Genomic DNA, 18,021 nt, shown 5'->3' on the forward strand with positions numbered 1-18,021 from the left:
GGACACGCAACGCGCGCGGGGGGCTTGCGCCAAGCCGCAAGCCCCCCGCGTTGGACGCAGCTTATCCGAGCGCCTTCACGTCCTGCTCGGCTTCCTCCCACTTCAGCTTCTTGCCGCTCTTGCGAGCGAAGATCAGCAGGCCCGCCACCACGACATTGAGCGCGATGCACAACCCGAACACCGCGTTGAACGTGCCCGTCGACGCGTACACGCCGGTCATGACGGGCATGCCGAACGCACCGACGATGTAGCCCGTCGAGCATATCAGGGCGAATATGCGTCCGAAATCGCGCGAACCGAATATGTCCATGATCAGCACGGTCAAACCCGCGCCCGCAACCACGTACATGACGTCGTTGACGCCCGCCGCGAATATGGCAAGCCACGGCTGGCCGGCGGCGAAGATCAGCATCACGAACGACAGTATGCTCACGCATATCCACGCCAACAGCGCCTTCACGGACCCGAACCTATCACACGTCGAGCCGACGGCCGGATTCAGGAAGATATCGAACATCGAAGCGGCCGACACCATGAATCCGCCGATGATGGGGCTGAATCCCACTTCGACCGCGTACGTGGGGAACAGCTGGTTCATGCACACCGTCAGCTGGACGAGGCACAGGAAGCCCACGCATGCGTAGAAGGCGGGCGACTTGATGGCAACCTTGAACGGCACGCCGCGAACGGCCTCGGGAGCCAAGCTCTGGGCATCGTCGCCCGTCTGCGGCTCGTAGCCATACGGCAGCATGCCCTTGTCGGAGGGCTTGTAGCGGATGATGAAGATGGTCGACGGCAGCACGAGCACAGCGGATACGCCAGCCAACACCAGGTACGCGCTGCGCCACCCGATCGACTCGATGAGCCCGGTGATGACGGGGCTCATCACCAGCATGTACACCGAGTTCACCGTCCAGCACAAGCCGATGGCCAGACCGGCCTTCTTGCGAAACCATTGATCCACCACGGCGCTCATGCACACGCCCGTGGTAAACGCGAAGCACACGCCGATGACGAACGCGCTGACGAACCACATCCATGCCTGCGTGTAGAAGGACATCGCCGCGCCGGCCACCAGCAGCACGGCCGATATCGCCGTCAAGCCGAACTTCCCCACGACCTTCGGCAGAAGCTTGCCCACGAACGGCAGCGAGAGAGCCAGCGCCAACAGCGTGATCGTGAAGTAATACGACATGACGGATATATCGATGCCCAGGTCATCGCACACGGGCGTCAAAAAGCTGCCCGCAACCACGCTGTAGGAACCCGTCGTGCCCGCAGACATAAGACCCAGACCCAGCACCAGCAGCCAGGCGTACTTGCTGCTGCTTTTCAGATTTGAGGTATCCATGCTTGTTCCCTTTCAGATGGGGGAGGTCGCGAAGCCTCGGCGCTGCGCGAAACCCATAGCCCGAGCAGCGCTCGACTTCGACTCCTGAGAAGAGGCTCATACAGACCCAGCACCGCAGCCATGATCGCCTTGATCGTGTGCTGGCGATTTCCCGCCTCTCGGAAGATGACCGAAGCATTCCTCTCGAAGCACTCGTTGGATATTTCCAGACCCTCTGCGATGAACTGGCGCTCTTCCTCGTTCGGCGCCTGGGACATCAAGCGGCGCCCGGTCGCATGGTCGGCATTGTGCGTCGAGGGCAGCTCGTGCATGCAGAAGATGTCGGGGTTCTTCGTACGCTCCATGATCTCGCTGCTCACCCGATAGGGACGCAAGTGCTCGAAATCGCCCATCCAGCTTTCGTAGAGGTTGGGATCGCACACTTCCTCGCCGCATTCGGGATTGATATAGCGCCATTCCTCGGTGACGAGCGCATCCATGCCCTCGAGCGCGTCAAGATCGGACGTGATGACGAACCGGGCGTTCGGCGCGTACCGGTCGAACATGTCCTGCACGTCGTCGATCATGCGCTGGCACATCTGGTGACGATCTTGATCGGGGCCGATCGCGTAGAAATCCATATCGAGCATGGCGGCCAATCGGCCGTAGAACAAAGGGGCACCCGCGCAGTTGCCCACGAAAGCGAGCTTCTTGTGGCGGCACGAGCCGCGTCCGCCCCACTGCTCTTCCATGGTCAGCGCATCGGCGAGCATCTGAGTGGGATGATCGCCCAGCGACAGAGCGTTGATCAACGGAACGCCCGCCCACTCGGCCATCTGGTAGATGTACTCCTCGTCGCGCTGGGCGCGGATGACGATGATGTCGTACATCTCGGAGAACACGCGCATGGTGTCCTCGATGGTCTCGCAATCGCCCATGTGGGAATTCGTCAGGTAGGTGAAGCCCATGCCCAGGTCGTTGCACGACGTTTCGAACGCGCACCGCGTGCGAGTGGAACCCCACTCGAAGTTCGCCACCACGTTCTTTCCCGGAAAATAGTGCTGGTCGACGCCGGATTGCTTCTGCGCCTTCAAGGTGGCAGACAGGTCGATCAGGTAACGGAACTCGTCTTTCGAGAGATCGCGAAGGTTGAGAATGTCGCGACCCAGCAGGTTATGGTTCATGGCAAAACGCCCTTTCTGGTATACTTTGTTCAGCATTTCTGAGACTGCGCCGATTGTCGGGAGAATAATCGGCGCGGTCGCTTGTTCAGCACCTTTACGCGCCTCTGCACGCTTTTCCCGCAGCGGGAACGTTCTTCGTCCAGCAATGCACGCCGCCGCCCGACATGTTGAGCGCCAGACTGTCCACCATCACGACTTCGCGATTCGGGAAACACGCTTTCAGCACCGATTCCGCCTGCTCGTCCTTCGCCTTGATGGCCGGGTCCATGCCCTCGTTCCAATAACGCTGGCCCACCACGACGCCGTTGCAGATGAGGAAGTTGCAGTATCCGGTGGAAGCGATGAAGTGCAGGTCGCCTTCGGGCCACGGAGTGCCGTCCGCAAAGCAGCCGCCCATCTCGTCGATGAACCCCTTGTACAGCTCGTAATCGTCGTCATCGGCGGTCAGCAGGTAATCGATGGGTATCGACACCGGCATGCGCACGATGGTAAACGGGTTGCCCTGCGCATCGGTTTCGGCGCGAAGCACCTCGTACGCCGCGTCCAGACGGCGCTTGCTTTCCGCTGCGGCAGCGCTCTCCGCCGCCTCCTCGTCGGTCACTTCGGCAAGGAGGATGGTCGAGCCATCCACGAACCGGCACATTTCATCAACATGCGCGGCGAAGCTCGTTCCAAAGTACGGAACCCCGGCACGATACTCGAGCGGCCCCATCCGGTAGTCGTCGTCCTCGACGGTGGGTTGCGGCAGCCAGATGATCTTCTGAACGTTGTACAGGCGCTTGTACTCTTCCTCCACCTGCGCTTTCGTGAATCCAGGGTTGCGTTTGCGCACCTCGGTATCCTCGATGCACATCATGATGCCATCGCCGCTGAACTCGCGGTCGCCGCCTTCCGAAACCAGGTTCGAGCTCACGATGTCGTAGCAGCCCAGCGAAACGGCCATATGCACGCCGGCCTTGCGAGCGCACACGGCTTCGGGCGCGTCTTCGCTCCATACGCCGTAGTAGGTCCACCCGGGGTTCACCATGACCCTGCCGCCATGGTCATCCACCATAATCGTGGGGCCATTGTCGCGAACGTACCAGTTCGTGTCGGGGAATTGCGTGAACTCGATATCGTCGAGGTCCACGCAGGCGGTGCGCAGCGCGGCGCGCGCTTTCTCCAGCACTCCCTCCGCCCCGCAATTGATATGGAGCTTGACGTCGCCATACTGCTGCAGGGCCTTGATGATCTCGATGCAGGTAGCGCGATTGTCGTAGCCTTGCATCTGGATGTCGTCGGGAAGCCACGTCATGAACACATCAGATTGCGGTTCGAATTCTCCTGGATGCCGATAGCTCTCAAACACGGGTCTCCACCTCCTCCGTGCTCCTCGGAAGCTCAGCGAGAGAAGCTTGGTAAACGCCCGTCCACGAGCGGCGCCCCTCGCATCCCCTCTTTCGCTCCCGATTGATGAATTTTATTTACCTACCGGTCGGTATACACTATAATACTGAGCGGGCTATCGTTCGTCAACCATTGATTTTGGAAGTGCGGGTACATTCCAGCAAGACCGCACCACCATTCGACATTACAATGATTTTCATGACCTTGGAGATCAGGTCACAGAGCGGAAGGAACACCATGGAAGAATCGATCACGCGGGAAAAGATATTGAAAGCGATGTACCAGCTTATCGCCGAAAAGGGCTACGACAAGGCGTCCATCAGCCAAGTCTGCACGCTGGTGGGCATCACGAAGCCGTCGCTGTACTACTACTTTCCCTCGAAGGAAGACCTGTTCCGCGCGGTCTCCGAAAGCATGTGGCCCACGCTCGACTTCCAGGACGAAAGCTTCCTCGCCATCACCGACGCGCCTGGTTACCATGCCTTTCTCGACGCCATGGGGCGATCCATCATCGCGAATTACCACGACGACGAGGAGCGGCGGCACGTTCTCGCCGAGATAGACCTGCAGGCCACGCGCATTCCCAGCATCGCGTCCCAACAGGAACGGCTGGGCAAATCCATGACGGAGGCGCTCACTGCCGTGTTGCAGCACGGATGCGACATCGGCGTGTTCGGGGACGGGTTCGACGCCACGAGAAACGCCGAGTTTCTGTACGTGGTGCTCAACGGCACGAGCCAGGTCATCTCGCGCCATGAGCCGGTGGACGTCTACGCCGTTTGGGAGCAGGCCATCGACGCCGTGTTCTCGCAAGCCAAGACAAACTAGAGAGCGCCCGCCACGTGTGTCGCGGCGGGCGCTCGGCATCGCAGGCTCCCCCCCGAAGGGAACCGCTGAGGACTGGGCTTTAAAACTCCAGCTCTTTGAGGCGGTCGAAGACCACGTCTTTGCGGGTGAGGAAGTCCCAGGGGTCGAAGATCTCGTCGAGCACCTCGGCGCTGAGGTTCGCCTCGGGGTCGGCTTCGAGGTTCTCGCGGTAGGTGGGGCCGTCCACGGCGTTCTGGATGTCCTCCCACACCTTCATGGCGTTGCGCTGCACGATGACGTACGCGTCCTCGCGGCTGATGCCGGTGTCCACGAGCGCCAGCAGCACCTTCGAGCTGAAGATGAGGCCCTTCGTGCGCCACAGGTTCTGCTCCATCTTGGCGGGGTAGGTCTGCAGGCCGTCGAGCATCCACTGCATCTTGCCGAACATGTAATCGAGCGCGATGAAGCTGTCGGCCAGCGCGACGCGCTCGGCGCCGGAGTGGCTGATGTCGCGCTCGTACCACAGCGCCACGTTGTCGAAGGCCACCTGCGCGTTGCCCTTCACGGTGCGGGCCAGGCCGCAGACGCGTTCGGCCGTGATGGGGTTGCGCTTGTGCGGCATGGCGCTGCTCCCCTTCTGGCCCTTCGCGAACGGCTCCTCGGCCTCGATGACGTCGGACTGCTGCAGCAGGCGCACCTGCATGGCGATGGACTCCAGCGTGGACGCCGTCACCGCGAGGCCGGCCATAACCTGCGCGTGGCGGTCGCGCGCCAGCACCTGCGTGGACAGCGGATCGGCCTCAAGCCCCAGGCGCTCGCACACGAACTGCTCGACGAACGGGTCGATGCTGGAGTACGTGCCCACGGCCCCGCTGATGGCGCCCGTGGCGGCCACCTTGCGAGCCTCCTCCATGCGCGTCTGGGCGCGCTTGAGGGCCCAGGCCCAGCTGCCGAACTTCATGCCGAACGTCATAGGCTCGGCGTGGATGCCGTGCGTGCGGCCCACGCAGAGCGTCTCCTGGAACTCGAAGGCGCGGCGCTTGCACGTTTCACCCAGCTGCTTGATGTCTTCGAGGATGATGTCGATGGCCTGCGTGATCTGGTAGGACAGCGCCGTGTCGCCCAGGTCGGACGACGTCATGCCGTAGTGCACCCAGCGGCTGGGCGGCTCCTGGCCCTCGGGTACGTCGGCGTCGATGTACTCGGCCATGTTCGTGGTGAATGCGATGACGTCGTGGTTCGTCACCTTCTCGATCTCGTCGATGCGCTCCACGGTGAAGTCGGCGTGCGCGCGGATCCACGCGGCCTCCTCCTTCGTGATGCCCGACTTCCCCAGCTCGGCCTGCGCCTCGCACGCCAGCACTTCGATTTCCTTCCAGATGGAGAACTTGTTCTCAAGCTCCCAGATGGCGCCCATTGCCGGGCGCGTGTAACGGTTGATCACACCGGTCCCTTTCCCACGTCGTACCTGATGGCAACCAGCATACCGCAAACGCGCGCCCGCGCGGCGTATTTCACGGAAAGCGCCGAGGGAACAAGGCGGGCGCAGGGCGGTCAGCAGACGGCAGCGGACATGCCCGCTTGACTTCCCTATTCTTGTTCGAGTAGTATATTTCCTATTATTTCACTAGGTTTTAGGGAGGATCCGGGTCATGGAGCAAGCACGACAGCACGAGGGGAACGCGCGGGGGCGCGTTCGCTCGATCAACGTGTCGAAGCGCAAGGGCACGCGCAAGACGCCGTGCGACGCGGCGGTGACGGTGATCGCGCATCAGGGCGTGGCCGACGACGCGCATGCCGGCGACTGGCATCGGCAGGTGTCGCTGCTTGCCTGGGAGTCCATCGAGAAAGCGCGCGCGACCGGCCTCGACGTGGTGGAGGGCGACTTCGCCGAGAACGTCACCACCGAGGGCATCGACCTGCTGACGCTGCCTCTGGGCACGCGCGTGCGCATCGGGAACGACGTGCTGCTGGAGCTGTCGCAGATCGGCAAGGTGTGCCACACGAAGTGCGCCATCTACCACCTGGCCGGCGACTGCATCTTCCCGCGCGAGGGCATCTTCTTCGTCGCGCTCGAGGGCGGCGCCATCAACGTGAACGATCCGGTGGAAGTCATCGCCCTCGGCGACGGCACCTGCGCCTACACCCCGCCCGAGGCCCTCGCCGAGCTGGCCGCCGCGCAGGGGTGAAGCCGCGTCCCCTCACGCGCCCGTCGCTCCGCACGGGGCGGGGGCGTCAGAGGGACTTGAACAGCGCCCGCACGTCGTCGAGCACCTCGTTGTCGACGACGACGATGGCCTTGTCGCCGGGGTACAGCACCGTTTCTTCGTTGGCCACTTCCACGTTGTCGTCGTCTTTCGGCGATACGGCCGCGATCAGGCTGTTCTCCGGCATGGGAAGCGATGACACGAGGATGCCGGCCTCGTTGGAATGATGGCGCATGCGCGGCACCACGATCTCGGTGAGCATGACGTTGCCGTGCGTCAGCGATGACGCGACGCTCACGCTGCCCAGCAGCGTCTCTTCCTCGATGAGGTTCGCGATGAGCGTGGTGGACGACACGCACTCGATGCCCACCTCCTTGAAGATGCGGAGGTTCTTCGGGCTGTTCACGCGCGCGATGCAGCGCGGCACGTTGAACACGCGCTGCGCGATCTCGCACGACACGAGGTTGTCGTCGTCCTGGCCGGTGGTGGCCACGAACACGTCGGCGCGGCGGATGCCGGCGTCTTCCTGGTACTTCGAGTCGCATCCGTCGCCGTGGATGACGAGGTAGCGCCCCTGGAGCGCCACCGACAGGCGGTCGGCCGTCGCAAGGTTCTCCTCGATCACCGCCACGTCGTTGCCGCTCGAAAGCAGCACCGAAGCCAGATATTCGCCAACCTTGCCGCCACCTGCGATAACGATGTACATATGAGAGCTCCCTTAGTCCTGGATGTAGCGGGCGAACGTCTCGATGAGCTCGTGGCGCACGCAGGCGAGCACCGAGTCCCCGTTGTAGAGGATGGAATCGCGCGTGGGGATGGAGCTGGCGGAGCCGTCGCTGCGCTCGAACGCGATGATGCGGATGTCGTGGTCGCGTTCGAGCTCGCCCACGCGGATGGTGCGCTTGTCCGTGGAGCTGAGGTCGAGCGAGAAGCGCAGCACCTCGAACTCGCCGAACGTGTCGAGGTGGGCGCCGTGGCCCGACACCACCTTGCTGAACACGTCCTCGGCCACGAGCGACGTGCCGCACACGTAGTCGATGCCCAGCTGCATGTAGGCGCGCTCGTGATCGGGGTTGTACAGGCGCGCGATGACGTGCGGCACGCCGAACAGGCGGCTGCCCACCTCGGCGCACATGAGGTTCGTGTTGTCGAACTGGGTGACGGCGGCCATGACGTCGCAGTCCTCGATGCCGGCCTTCACGAGCGTCTCCTCGTCGAAGCCCACGCCCTGCACCGTGGAGCCGTTGAAGTTGCGGCCCAGGTTCGCGAATGCGTTGGCGTTCTTGTCGATGACGCACACGTTGTTGCCGTTGTCCGACAGCATATTCGCCAGCTGAGATCCGACGCGGCCGCAGCCGACGACGATCACGTTGCTCATACCGATCCTTTCACCTGGCGCCCACGCGGCGCCGATTTTCTGCTGCGCCCTAGCATACTGCATGGACGCGGGCGCGACCAGCGTCGCCATAGAACGGCGACAAAGGCGTAACGTGGAGCAATCAGGTACTTAGGAACGAATGTTTCACGTGAAACACTCAGCGGAACGCGCCTCGACAACCTCGAAGCCGTGCTCTTTGTACCACGCGACGATGGTTGGGAGGTCGATCCCCTTTTCGTGATGGGCCTCGATTTCGTAGCGAAGCTCTTCCAACGTCGTGCGCGCGAGGACGTCCCTCATCGCAGCGACGGCCTCCCGCAGATGGATGAGCAGCAACTCTCGAATGGAGCCGCCGACGGGGCATGCGCCCGACAGCGTATCGGAGAACTTGAACATCTCGTCGACGGAATCCGTCTCGACGGCGGCGTACACGTCCCAAAGCGTGATCTCGCACGCGGGCCGAGCCAGCGCGGTGAAGCCGGTCCCCCGCTGCACCGTCAGCAGCTCCGCGCTTTTGAGCTTCGCGTACACGTTTCTGACGGTGACGGGGTTGGTTCCCACGCTTTCCGCGACCATGTCGCTGGTAACGCGGACGTCCGAAAAGTACGCGATCATGATGAGCGCGTGAACGGCAATCGTGAATTGTCTGCCTACCCTCATAAAAGCCCACTTTCTCGCCTGCTGCACCAACCCATGGTACCGCAAGCGAAGCGCAGCGGCAGGGATAGCTCGCCGAATTCACCGCCAAGCTATCCCCGTCCCCTGCCGCGCGCCGTGTGCTCGCTTGTGTTTACGCGAGCCAGGCTTTGGTGAGTCGGTCGATCAGGAGGCGCGCAACCACCTCGACGTGAACCGGCGGCAGCGCGTCCAAGGCGCCGGCTCGTATCGCCTTCAGGAGGTCGTCGTCGCGATCGGCACCGTAGGCAACCGTCAGATCGTAGTTGACGACGGGCACCGCGCCCTCGCGCAGGGCTTCCAGCTCGCGCGCCTTCATGTCCGCGAAATCCGCAAACCCCTCACCGACCGCGGCACCGTCAATGCCGACGTTGCCGATGGCCTGCACGCCGTGCCCCTCGGCAAATGCACGCATGGTTTTCATCGCGTCCATGCTTCCGTACGCGAGATTGACCAGGTAATCGACCGTTTCGGGCAGCGCCCCCTCGAAGGCGGCCTCATCGTTGACGTCCACCTGCACGTGATGCACGCGCTCGTCCTCGATCTCCCGACGGTCGCTGCGACTCGTCACGTACAACTGCGCCTCGGGGTCCCGCTTCAACCACTGCCGCGTGATCTCGCGACCGATATAACCATTGCCTCCGACCAATACGATCGTTGCCATGTTCGCCATCCTTCGTTGCTTGGTTTGTAATAATCGTAGCTACAAACATAGCGTACCGCCTCACGTTTGTAATGTCAATAACTACAAACTGAGAGAACGCGAAGGTGCGTGAAAAAGAACCGCCGGCTCGGGGCCGGCGGTTCGCTTAGATCATCTGCATCTGGCTGATGGTTTTGGTGTACCAGTCCATGTAGGTGGGTGGGCAGTACTTCTGCGCATTCGCCACGGTGATGGAGTAGCCGTATCCGCTTGCCAGGCCCGCCACGTGGGCGTTGATGGCCTCTTCCCAGCTGGACCAACTGCTGCTTCCCCAGCCCCAGGCGTTGTACGGCTTGAAGCACACAGCACCCTTGGAGCTTTCGGTGTTGGAGATGGCCGGCGACCAGCGCGGGTCGACGCCGTTGTTCCAAGCGGCCTCGGCGAACGTGGCGCCCTGCCCTGCCAGCGGAGAACCGGCGAGGTAGTTGTCGATACGGGAGGTCCACTGGGTGATGAAGGCTTCCTTGCCTACGGTGAAATCAACTTCGGAAAGCATGGCGGCTGCATTCGCAGCGCTTTCCTGAGCGGCTCGAGCTTCCTGCTCGGCCTTCGCCTGCTCGGCGGCCGCGATGCGGGCCTCCTCCTCGGCGCGTGCCGCCTCTTCGGCGGCGATGCGGGCGGCCTCTTCCTCGGCCTCGATGGCCTCGATGCCCTGCGAGATGTCGCGCGACGCGGTGCTCGTGAGCACGGTGGTCTCGCGCGGGGAAGCGGCGGCGTCGGAGGTTGCGGCGGAGAAGTCCGCCGATTGCGTTGCGGTAGCGGCAGCGCTCGTGCTTGACGCATCGATGCCGAACGAGTCGATATCGTGCGCGGCGCCGCTTCCAGCAGAGGCGAACCCGAAGCCGATGCACCCGGTCAGCACGCAGGATGCGCAGCCAACCGCGAGGATCTTCGCAGCCAGGTTCGACTTCTTTTGTATGAAGCGCTTTTTAGCCAAAACGTCGGTTACCTTTCGTTGAACAGCGCACGACCTCGGGCCGCCGAAGCGGTTGACAGCGTAGTAAGTTGTGTGGGGGTTTGCTGCCGGAAGGCGATATGCTGTTGTGACAGGACGTATTCTAGCTGAGAAGGGGGGTCGAGGGCAAAGTTTTGTGGAGACGCCCTACATGATTTGTTCGCTTGACAAGGGGAGAAACCGCATTTCAGCAGGTGAATTGCCTTACTCTTCACCAGGAGAAAAAGCGAACGGAATGTGTTGGCTGAAGCGACATGCCGCGCTTCAATCAACGGTCAAGGTTGCGACGGCCTCGCTGGAGCCGATTCCCTCCCACGGCTGCATGTCGAACCGGTATTCGCGCCCGTACGGAGCCGATATGACCAGCTCCTCCGTGACGCCCGGAACCGAGTACCAGACCATGCCCACAACGCAGAACGCCACGAAGCACAGGCCCGCCAGCAGCGTGAGCGTCGGCGACTTCAACGCCCCGCCCAGCAGCAGCAATCCCGCAACCATGAGCAGCAGCGGCCACAGGTTGACCAGCATCCGCTCAAGGGATTGCCAGCCGATCACGTCGAGGCTCATCAGCACCAGCACCACGCCGGCGAAAAACGCGATGAGGCCGTCCACGAACTTGCGCATGCGGTGCCCCTCCTCGCCGGGGATCACCATGCGCACGATGCCCAGGATGACGAAGATGAGCGGCCAGTACTGCCACCACACCGCGTCTTCCATCATGCTGGCCACCATGGCCGACACGCCGAAGAACAGCAGGAACGACCCCACCCACAAGGCAACTCTCACGCCGGAGCGCGAGGTTGGCGCCGGCGACTGCTGCGGTTGCGGCGGAGCCGAGGACCAACCTTCGTACGGCGGCGTCGGGGGCGGCGTGAACGGCGGCTGAGGGGCGCCCGTCGCGTCGACGGGCGGCACGGGCGCGCGCGACGCGCCCGCAGGGGGCTCGGGCGGCACGTGGGCGGCCGACGTATAGGTGGGATGCGTGTAGCGCCAGCTCGCCGCCTGAGCGGGGCTGGGAGCCTTCGGGGTCTTCGGGGTCTTCGGGGCCTTCGCCGTGCCCGGCTCGCCCTTGCGGGGCGCGTCGAAGTCCACCGCTCCGTACGTTTCGGAATGGACGGACTGGGGCTGCACGTCGAACGGGGCCTCTTCCTTCGGTTCGAGCGGCAGCACGATCCACAGCACGATGTACGCGATGCCCAGCAGGCCCGCCGAGGCGAAGGTGAACACCACCATGATGATACGGACGATGAGGGGGTCGACGTTGAAATAATCGGCCACACCCGCGCATACGCCGCCTATGAGCGCCTTTCGCGAGCGGAGCAGCCGTTTTTCACTCGTCACGCTTCCTCCTGGTCGATCGCCTCAACGGCATCCACGCGGGATGGGGAGGGATCGTCCAGTCGTTCCACGCGCACCGTTGAAATGCGGCGACGGCGCATGGCCTGAATCTTGAACCGGTATCCGCCGAGCGCAAGCTCCTCGCCCACCTGGGGCACCGAGTCGAGCGTGTTCATGAGCCAGCCCGCGATGGTTTCGTAATCGGACGAATCCTCCACCGGCCACCCGAGTTCCGCGGCATCTTCGACGGGGAATCGCCCGTCGACCAGCCACACGTTTTCGCTCTCCTGCTCGACGAACGGGTTCTCTCGGTCCGTTTCGTCCACGATCTCGCCGACGACTTCCTCCACAATGTCCTCAACGGTAATTAAACCATCGGTACCACCGTACTCGTCAACGACGATGGCCATCTGTTGACGATTCGTTTGCATCTCGGCCAACAGCGGGAAGAGGTCCTTCGTCTCGGGCACGAACATGGCTTCGTAGGCGTACTCGGCCACGGGCTCGTGCTCTTTGCCGTCCATGAGCGGTGCCACGAGGTCCTTGAAGTGGACGATGCCCACGATGCGGTCGATGTCCTCGTGGTACACCGGCAGGCGCGAGTAGCCCGTGCCGCGCATGCGTTCGACGGCCTGACGCACCGTGTCGACGTCTTCCACGAACATCATGTCCACGCGCGGCGTCATGATCTCGTGGACCGTCATGTCGCCCAGGTCGAGGATGTCGTGGATCATGCGCTTCTCGTCGTCAAGCAGCTCGTCGTTGTCCGTGACCATGTACTTGATCTCTTCTTCGGACACGTTCTGGCGCTCGTCAGCGTTCTTGATGCCGAACAGGCGCGACAGCCCATTCGCGGACGCCGAGGTGAGCGCGACCAGCGGCGAAGCGACCTTCTGGAACACCATGAGCGGGCCGGCCACCATCTTGCTGACGCGCTCGGCATCGGCCAGCGCGATGCGCTTCGGCACGAGCTCGCCCACCACGATGCTGAGGTACGACACGATGAGCGTGATCAGCACGGGGGCAAGGCCAGGCGCGATGACCGTGAGCCACGCGATGTTGAAGCCGGACAACCATTGCGCCAGCGGGTCGGACAGGTTCGTGGCCGCGGCCGCGGAAGCGAAGAACCCGACGAGCGTAATGGCCACCTGGATGGTCGCGAGGAACTGGCCCGAGTCGGCGGCCAGGCTCAGCGCGCGCTCGGCGCCCTTGTCGCCCTCGTCGGCGTCGCGCTGCAGCAGCACGTGCCGCGCGTTGACGAGCGCCATTTCCGACATCGAGAAGTACCCGTTCACCAGCACGAGCACGAACGTGACGACGATGCTAATCCAAATGTCCATGAATGCGATGCAACTCCTTCAGCAAGCGGATGATGCGCATCTTCTGCGCCCTCTTGTCGCGATGCGCCCCGGCCTCGCGACAACCGTGGGGCTGTCATGCCCGCGCGCTTGTGCACGCAGCCGCTTACATAACGTACAGGGAGATGGCCAGAAACTGCAGGACGCTTCCGGCGAGTACCCAGAGATGGAACAGGGAGTGCATGTACGGCACCTTCTTCAACACGTAGAAGATGCACCCGATGGAGTAGCAGATGCCGCCGCCCACGAGCAGCCACAGGCCCGGACCCGGGATGGCCTCGATGAGCGCGGGAAGGAACCACACGACGCACCAGCCCATGAGCAGGTACAACACGGCGGACACCCAGCGCGGGCGGAACACCCAGAACGCTTCGCAGGCAACGCCGGCCAGCGCCACGAGCCACACGAACGCGCACAGCCACACGCCGCCGGAATCGGCGAGCGAGATGAGGCAGAACGGGGTGTAGGACCCGGCGATGAACAGGTAGATGCAGCTGTGGTCGAGCACCTTGAACACGCGCTTCGCCCGGTCGACCGCGATGGCGTGGTACAGCGTGGACATGGTGTACTCGAGCAGCATGGTGAGCGTGTACACGAGCGCGGCGAACAGGTAGATGCCGCCTCCGTCGTCGAGCGCGCGCACGACGAGGATGGGGATGGCCGCGATGGCCAGCAGCACGCCGATGCCGTGCGAGATGGAGTTCGCGATCTCCTCCCCCAGCGTGTACTCCCGGATGTTGCGCGCCTTGTTCGCAGCGCTGGCCGAGGTGTTGGACACCTCGTCGCGCAGCGCGTGCATGTTGACGTAGTCGTTCGGCTTGAACTGCGAAGGCGTCCAGCCGGGAACGGGTTTCTGCACGGCTGCGGGCGCAGCCGTGGAGGGGCGCTCGGCATCGTGGCCGGGGCCGGTACTTCGAGCGCCTTTGGTGTCGGATGTGGTTGATGCGTTCATGGTGCTACTGTATCACATTTCCATGGGGCTTGAGCCATGCGAGCCAGGCGCGGGCATCGTCCTCTCGGGCATCGATGAGCCTGATGGTGGTGCCTCCAATGCCTGCTGCAGTGCGCGCGCTGACCGTGGCGGTGCCGGCATTGCGTTGAAAAGGATTCGTCTTGGTGTAACCGAACTGTATCTTTTTGCGCGGGAAGCTGATGGTCTCGCGCGCGAAACCGCCGTTGCTCACCTGCATGAAACGCTCGTTGTACGCGAAGCCGGAACCGCGAAACCACAGCACGGCGCCCACCGCGTCGAGGATGAGTAGCACCACCGCCAGCGCGTAGCCGAACAGCGCGCCGTTGTTGACGAAGAACAGGGTCATCGCCTCGTCGGGCACCGCGGGGTTCGCGAGCACGTTCACCGCGATCTGCCCCACCGCCACGAGAACGGCCAGCCAGAACCCCGTGCCCTGGATGAGGCAGCGACGGATGATGGCGCGGCGCAGCCCCACCGGCGCCACCGGGATGTTGTCGGTGGGCACGTCGGCGAACTCGGGGATGATGCCCGCGAGGATCTCGGGCACGCGGGTCATCTTCACGAAGGGGTGGATGACGAGGCCCTGCTGGTTGAGGCTTTTCTGCTGGTCGTCCGAGCCTTCCGCCGCGGCATCGATCTTGCCGAGGGACAGCTCGCAGTAGCCCAGCAGACGGCGGATGAAGCTCTGCTTCACCACCACCGATTGCACGCGATCGACGTCGACGCCCTGGAAGCGATGCTGCAGCAGGCCGTGCTCCACCTCGATGCGGTTGTCGCGACGGCACGCGCGGAACCCGCCGTACGAGATGCAGGCGCCGATGGCGGATAGGAGCCACAGCACGAGCGACGCGCCGACGAAGGCCGCCACGCCCGCCGCGATGAGGTTGCCGCCGAACAGCTGGACGCTCGCGCCCACGACGTTGCCCACGAGCGGCTCCATCGTGCCGGACAGGAGGGGCGCCATCTCGCCCATGAACTGCGCGACCGCGCCGACGATGCCGATGACCACGACGAAAAACGCCGTGTTGTTCGACAGGCCGGTGAAGATAAGCTCCTTGTTGGACATGCCGTATTCGTAGGTGACGCGGCCCGTGTCCACCGCCGCGCCGCCGAACACGCCGCGCACGTCCTGCCAGATCTCGGCCGGCGCGTCCAGGACGTTGGCGCTGGCGGCCTCGTGCGCGCCTTGCGGGACGGCGCCCGCCGCGACGGCGACGGCCGCAGCCGCGGCTTCGGCCTCGGAAGCGGCGCCGTTCTGCACGGCAACGACGTACTGCTTGCGCGCGAACAGCTCGCGGCGCAGCTCTTCGGCCTGCGTCTTCTGCACGTACGGCACCATGACGGCCTTGTTCGACGCGCCGCCCGCCGTGTCGATGCTGACGCTGCACACGCCGAAGATGCGCTGGATGAGCGTCGCGCGCTGATCGACGGACTGGATGCGCTGGTAGGGCACGTGCACGCGCTTCTTGTTGAGGATGCCCGAGTACAGGTTGAACTCCTCGGGCCCCAGCTCGTAGTAGAGATGCTTGTAGGAAATCACCTGGTAGACGGCGATGAGCGCCACGAGCACGACGATGCCGACGATCACGGCCCCGATGATGAGCACGAGCGTGGGGATGTCGCCGCGCGTGATGACCTCGCCGTCGGAGATGGCCCCGATGATGGCCGAGAACGAGGAGAACGCCACGACGACCAGCAGCATGAACGCCGTGCGCAGGCTGCCGAGCCAGATGTAGCTGTGGTGGACGTGGTGCTTCTGCAGCTCCCCGGGCGCAGGTTGCGGTTGGGGCTGCGGCGCTTGCTGGAAGTCCGTCATCACACGTCCTCCTGGGCGAGACGCGCGAGCTCGGCGGCGCGATCGCGCAGCTGCTCGGCAACGTCAGCGCTGAGGCCGGGTATCTCATGCTCGCCGGCGGCCGTGGCCACCGTGACGCTGGACAGGCCGAACGCGCGCAGGATGGGTCCTTGGCGCGTGTCGGTGTTCTGCACGCGAATGAACGGGATGACGAAGCGCTTGCGCCACACGATGCCGCGCGCGATGTCGAGGTAGTCGTTGGACAGCTCGTAACGCCAGCGCATGAAGCGGATGGGCGGCAGCACCACGAGCCACACGACGAGGCACACGACGAAGACGATGGCGATGGCGACGAGCACGATGAACATCCACGGAGCCGGCTCCACCGCCGCCGCGATGGCGAATGGAACAAAGCAGCAGAGGAACACCACCGTGAGCCAAATCGCATCGTTGATGCGCCACACGGTTTTGACCTTCGGATCGAGCTGATGCGCCGGCAAGTCTTTCATACCTATCCTTCTCGTCAGTACCTTCACAATAGTGCTTTCATGATACCAGAGAGCGCGTGCATACATTGTGCGCGGGAACAAGACCAGCTATGATGCTGCCAGTCGTGAAGGAGCAGCCATGCCGCATCGCCCGTCCCCATATCGCCCAGCCCACAGCCGCCGCACTGCCGGGTTCACCCTGGCCGAGCTGCTCGTGGTGGTGGCCATCGTGGCCGTCCTCGTGGCCGTCGCCATCCCCGTGTTCACGGGCGCGCTGGGCAACACCGAAGAAGCCACCTGCGCCGCCAACCGCCGCTCGGTGAAGAGCATGTACACCAACGCCTGGCTGCTCGATCAGAACCCCGACTCCCAGCAAACGCTGTTCGGCAATTGCGTCGCGCAGCTCAAGAAGCAAAACAACGACGTGCTGTGCCCGAGCGAAGGAAACTACACCGCCACGTTTACCCCCAACGGCGCCGTCATCATCAAATGCGATGTGCACGGGCTGGGGCTCGACGACGAACTGGGAAGCTGGCTCGCAACGTACAAAGGACCGTACTCCGGCGACGAAAGCGCCCGGAAAGCGTACGCTGCCGACAAGGGTCTCACGTCCTGGCCCTCCGTGAAGGGACTCGATGAGGAGACGTACTACCTCCAGTTCAAAAGCTATAACAACAGCGCAGCGAACGCTTTTCTGTACGCCGGACCGACATCGACGATCGAAAACAGCAACTCATGGCGAGCGAAGTATATATGCGACAACAACGGCCTCTACGGAACGCCCGGGCAGTGGTACGAGCTTCCCAAGGTGGAAGGCATCTCCATGTACGGCGACGGAGCCGAGGACAAGCTGATCAAGCTCCTTGAAACCGGCACCCCCGTCACCTTCGAAAAGAACAAGTTCGTCAAATCGGCCTAGGTTCCGAGTGTTTCACGTGAAACATTTGTTTGTGCAGTATACTCAAGGGGATCAAACCTGCGAGTGAAACGAGGTTCCCATGCGCTACGACGAGCTGCAAGACGAAATCAAGAATGCGATGCGCGCGAAGGACAAGCCGAAGCTGTCCATCCTGCGCCAGGTGCACGGCGAGATCAAGAACATCGAGGTGAACGAGCGCCGCGACATCACGGACGCGGACGTGGACGCCATGTTCAAGCGCCTCATCAAGCAGACGAAGGAGACGCTCGACGGCTCCATCAAGGCCGGCAACGACCAGGAGCGCACCGACACCCTCGCCGCCCAGGTGGCCATCCTGGAAAGCTACCTGCCCAAGCAGGTGTCCGGCGACGAGCTGACCGCCCTCATCGACGAGGTGCTTGCCGAGACGGGCGCCTCGTCGAAGAAGGACATGGGCCGCGTCATGGGCGCCCTCACGCAAAAAACGGGCGGCAACTTCGATAAAGCTGCCGCCGCAAAAGAACTCGGTCAGAAGTTGGCGTAGTC

18 protein-coding genes are annotated in these 18,021 nt (G+C 63.3%); 4 read left to right on the top strand and 14 right to left on the bottom strand.

The genetic code is table 11. From position 1 onward, the window contains the following. Positions 1-61: 61 nt before the first annotated feature. From H8S61_RS06865 to H8S61_RS06875, 3 genes are all read right to left on the bottom strand, one after another. Positions 62-1,351 carry an MFS transporter gene (locus H8S61_RS06865; protein WP_186938444.1) on the bottom strand — a complete coding sequence of 430 codons (1,290 nt, stop codon included), beginning with the start codon at positions 1,349-1,351 and terminating at the stop codon, positions 62-64. Further along, complete coding sequence (locus H8S61_RS06870) at positions 1,333-2,514, bottom strand: ornithine carbamoyltransferase (RefSeq protein WP_186938445.1); 1,182 nt, start codon at positions 2,512-2,514, stop codon at positions 1,333-1,335. The genes H8S61_RS06865 and H8S61_RS06870 overlap by 19 nt, the downstream gene beginning before the upstream one ends. A 94-nt stretch (positions 2,515-2,608) precedes the next feature. After that, positions 2,609-3,862 carry an agmatine deiminase family protein gene (locus H8S61_RS06875; RefSeq protein ID WP_186938446.1) on the bottom strand — a complete coding sequence of 418 codons (1,254 nt, stop codon included), beginning with the start codon at positions 3,860-3,862 and terminating at the stop codon, positions 2,609-2,611. A gap of 275 nt (positions 3,863-4,137) precedes the next feature. Here H8S61_RS06875 and H8S61_RS06880 point away from each other — a divergent pair, with 275 nt between their 5' ends. Then, positions 4,138-4,728, top strand: coding sequence for a TetR/AcrR family transcriptional regulator (locus H8S61_RS06880; protein ID WP_186938447.1), 591 nt, complete (start codon positions 4,138-4,140; stop codon positions 4,726-4,728). Positions 4,729-4,807: 79 nt separating this feature from the next. Here the strand turns inward: H8S61_RS06880 and purB are convergent, their stop codons facing one another. Continuing rightward, positions 4,808-6,151, bottom strand: a complete 1,344-nt coding sequence (purB, locus tag H8S61_RS06885; RefSeq protein ID WP_186938448.1) for an adenylosuccinate lyase — start codon at positions 6,149-6,151, stop codon at positions 4,808-4,810. Positions 6,152-6,359: 208 nt separating this feature from the next. Here purB and H8S61_RS06890 point away from each other — a divergent pair, with 208 nt between their 5' ends. Then, positions 6,360-6,896 (top strand): MOSC domain-containing protein, encoded by a 537-nt coding sequence (locus tag H8S61_RS06890; protein WP_186938449.1) that lies wholly within the window; start codon positions 6,360-6,362, stop codon positions 6,894-6,896. Between the two features lie 46 nt (positions 6,897-6,942). Here H8S61_RS06890 and H8S61_RS06895 read toward each other — a convergent pair whose 3' ends face one another. The 10 genes from H8S61_RS06895 to H8S61_RS06940 all read right to left on the bottom strand — a co-directional run bounded on the left by H8S61_RS06895 (position 6,943) and on the right by H8S61_RS06940 (position 16,598). After that, positions 6,943-7,620, bottom strand: a complete 678-nt coding sequence (locus H8S61_RS06895; RefSeq protein ID WP_160942076.1) for a potassium channel family protein — start codon at positions 7,618-7,620, stop codon at positions 6,943-6,945. A 12-nt stretch (positions 7,621-7,632) separates the two neighbouring features. Next, on the bottom strand, positions 7,633-8,292 hold the full coding sequence (locus tag H8S61_RS06900; RefSeq protein ID WP_154333369.1) for a potassium channel family protein: 660 nt from the start codon (positions 8,290-8,292) through the stop codon (positions 7,633-7,635). Positions 8,293-8,436: 144 nt separating this feature from the next. Further along, the gene (locus tag H8S61_RS06905) at positions 8,437-8,979 is read right to left on the bottom strand and encodes an Rrf2 family transcriptional regulator (protein ID WP_366458037.1); all 543 of its coding nucleotides are present in this window, start codon (positions 8,977-8,979) and stop codon (positions 8,437-8,439) included. Positions 8,980-9,082: 103 nt separating this feature from the next. After that, positions 9,083-9,631 (bottom strand): NAD-dependent epimerase/dehydratase family protein, encoded by a 549-nt coding sequence (locus H8S61_RS06910; protein ID WP_186938450.1) that lies wholly within the window; start codon positions 9,629-9,631, stop codon positions 9,083-9,085. Positions 9,632-9,776: 145 nt separating this feature from the next. Beyond that, positions 9,777-10,607 carry a CMP-2-keto-3-deoxyoctulosonic acid synthetase gene (locus H8S61_RS06915; protein ID WP_186938451.1) on the bottom strand — a complete coding sequence of 277 codons (831 nt, stop codon included), beginning with the start codon at positions 10,605-10,607 and terminating at the stop codon, positions 9,777-9,779. Between the two features lie 282 nt (positions 10,608-10,889). Continuing rightward, positions 10,890-11,966, bottom strand: a complete 1,077-nt coding sequence (locus tag H8S61_RS06920; protein ID WP_186938452.1) for a PspC domain-containing protein — start codon at positions 11,964-11,966, stop codon at positions 10,890-10,892. After that, on the bottom strand, positions 11,963-13,303 hold the full coding sequence (locus tag H8S61_RS06925; RefSeq protein ID WP_186938453.1) for a hemolysin family protein: 1,341 nt from the start codon (positions 13,301-13,303) through the stop codon (positions 11,963-11,965). Before H8S61_RS06925 ends, H8S61_RS06920 begins: the two co-directional genes overlap by 4 nt. Before the next feature lie 124 nt (positions 13,304-13,427). Then, on the bottom strand, positions 13,428-14,120 hold the full coding sequence (trhA, locus tag H8S61_RS06930) for a PAQR family membrane homeostasis protein TrhA (protein ID WP_154333598.1): 693 nt from the start codon (positions 14,118-14,120) through the stop codon (positions 13,428-13,430). Between the two features lie 157 nt (positions 14,121-14,277). Next, positions 14,278-16,110: a PH domain-containing protein gene (locus H8S61_RS06935; RefSeq protein ID WP_186938454.1), complete on the bottom strand. Its 1,833-nt coding sequence runs from the start codon at positions 16,108-16,110 to the stop codon at positions 14,278-14,280. Next, on the bottom strand, positions 16,110-16,598 hold the full coding sequence (locus H8S61_RS06940) for a PH domain-containing protein (protein WP_186938455.1): 489 nt from the start codon (positions 16,596-16,598) through the stop codon (positions 16,110-16,112). The genes H8S61_RS06935 and H8S61_RS06940 overlap by 1 nt, the downstream gene beginning before the upstream one ends. 118 nt (positions 16,599-16,716) lie before the next feature. Here H8S61_RS06940 and H8S61_RS06945 point away from each other — a divergent pair, with 118 nt between their 5' ends. Beyond that, entirely contained in the window at positions 16,717-17,496 is a 780-nt protein-coding gene (locus tag H8S61_RS06945) for a prepilin-type N-terminal cleavage/methylation domain-containing protein (RefSeq protein WP_186938456.1), read from the top strand. Positions 17,497-17,575: 79 nt separating this feature from the next. Further along, positions 17,576-18,019, top strand: coding sequence for a GatB/YqeY domain-containing protein (locus H8S61_RS06950; protein WP_186938457.1), 444 nt, complete (start codon positions 17,576-17,578; stop codon positions 18,017-18,019). Positions 18,020-18,021 lie beyond the last annotated feature (2 nt).

The organism is Eggerthella hominis (assembly GCF_014287365.1).
GTDB lineage: Bacteria > Actinomycetota > Coriobacteriia > Coriobacteriales > Eggerthellaceae > Eggerthella > Eggerthella guodeyinii.

What these genes read in the sequence shown, in the direction of transcription:
- H8S61_RS06865 (WP_186938444.1), bottom strand. Translation starts at nt 1,351, where the DNA reads ATGGATACCTCAAATCTGAAAAGCAGCAGCAAGTACGCCTGGCTGCTG.
- H8S61_RS06870 (WP_186938445.1), bottom strand. Translation starts at nt 2,514, where the DNA reads ATGAACCATAACCTGCTGGGTCGCGACATTCTCAACCTTCGCGATCTC.
- H8S61_RS06880 (WP_186938447.1), top strand. Translation starts at nt 4,138, where the DNA reads ATGGAAGAATCGATCACGCGGGAAAAGATATTGAAAGCGATGTACCAG.
- H8S61_RS06890 (WP_186938449.1), top strand. Translation starts at nt 6,360, where the DNA reads ATGGAGCAAGCACGACAGCACGAGGGGAACGCGCGGGGGCGCGTTCGC.
- H8S61_RS06895 (WP_160942076.1), bottom strand. Translation starts at nt 7,620, where the DNA reads ATGTACATCGTTATCGCAGGTGGCGGCAAGGTTGGCGAATATCTGGCT.
- H8S61_RS06900 (WP_154333369.1), bottom strand. Translation starts at nt 8,292, where the DNA reads ATGAGCAACGTGATCGTCGTCGGCTGCGGCCGCGTCGGATCTCAGCTG.
- H8S61_RS06910 (WP_186938450.1), bottom strand. Translation starts at nt 9,631, where the DNA reads ATGGCAACGATCGTATTGGTCGGAGGCAATGGTTATATCGGTCGCGAG.
- H8S61_RS06925 (WP_186938453.1), bottom strand. Translation starts at nt 13,303, where the DNA reads ATGGACATTTGGATTAGCATCGTCGTCACGTTCGTGCTCGTGCTGGTG.
- trhA (WP_154333598.1), bottom strand. Translation starts at nt 14,120, where the DNA reads ATGCACGCGCTGCGCGACGAGGTGTCCAACACCTCGGCCAGCGCTGCG.
- H8S61_RS06935 (WP_186938454.1), bottom strand. Translation starts at nt 16,110, where the DNA reads ATGACGGACTTCCAGCAAGCGCCGCAGCCCCAACCGCAACCTGCGCCC.
- H8S61_RS06940 (WP_186938455.1), bottom strand. Translation starts at nt 16,598, where the DNA reads ATGAAAGACTTGCCGGCGCATCAGCTCGATCCGAAGGTCAAAACCGTG.
- H8S61_RS06945 (WP_186938456.1), top strand. Translation starts at nt 16,717, where the DNA reads ATGCCGCATCGCCCGTCCCCATATCGCCCAGCCCACAGCCGCCGCACT.
- H8S61_RS06950 (WP_186938457.1), top strand. Translation starts at nt 17,576, where the DNA reads ATGCGCTACGACGAGCTGCAAGACGAAATCAAGAATGCGATGCGCGCG.